At 28.8% G+C, this 604-nt stretch carries 1 protein-coding gene; it reads left to right on the top strand.

Annotated elements, in window-relative coordinates; all coding sequences use genetic code 11:
* Nucleotides 1-463 precede the first annotated feature (463 nt).
* Nucleotides 464-604: helix-turn-helix domain-containing protein (locus tag FCI53_RS22275; RefSeq protein WP_425457208.1), on the top strand; the 141-nt coding region annotated here is incomplete at its 3' end.

Raw genomic sequence — 604 nt, 5'->3', positions numbered from 1 at the left:
GTCTACTACGTATTAAGGAAATGACAACTTTCCTTATTCCACACCGCTAAGGCTATAGTCAATTGTATTCATTCACAAACTCAGGTCAATCATAATTCCATTTATAATTTTCCTACTTACTCATAAGCATTTTAGATTAAATCGATTTATTTATATAAATTTTTTTACCTATTATATTACCAAATGGTAGGTTACCCTAGCATTAATTGATAAAGTATCAAGTTTCCTAGTATAACCTACCATTTTAAATAGTTTAGATATTTAATTATCAAATAATTTCAATTCACCATACTCATTATATTTAATAGAATTTATTGTTGTTTCTTTAGACTGTATGGTTTCTTGATTGTTGTTTTGTCTGTATATGATAACTTAAAAATGAACCACAATCGCAATTGAAAACTGAACCACTCTGATAGAATTACCCCAGTATCTTTTATTGGTACTAGGGGGGAAAACAGGAGTGATTTCATTGAAGAAAAAACAAAAAGTTATTCAAAGGTATCTGAAGGGGGAAAGTCAACGAAGCATAGCAAAAATAACTAAAATTTCACGGAATACAGTTAGAAAATATATAGAAGAATTTGAGAACAGCAGACAACAA

The organism is Aquibacillus sediminis, from assembly GCF_005870085.1.
In the GTDB taxonomy this organism is placed as follows: domain Bacteria; phylum Bacillota; class Bacilli; order Bacillales; family Amphibacillaceae; genus Aquibacillus_E; species Aquibacillus_E sediminis.
This window is presented reverse-complemented; position numbering and strand designations above follow the sequence as displayed.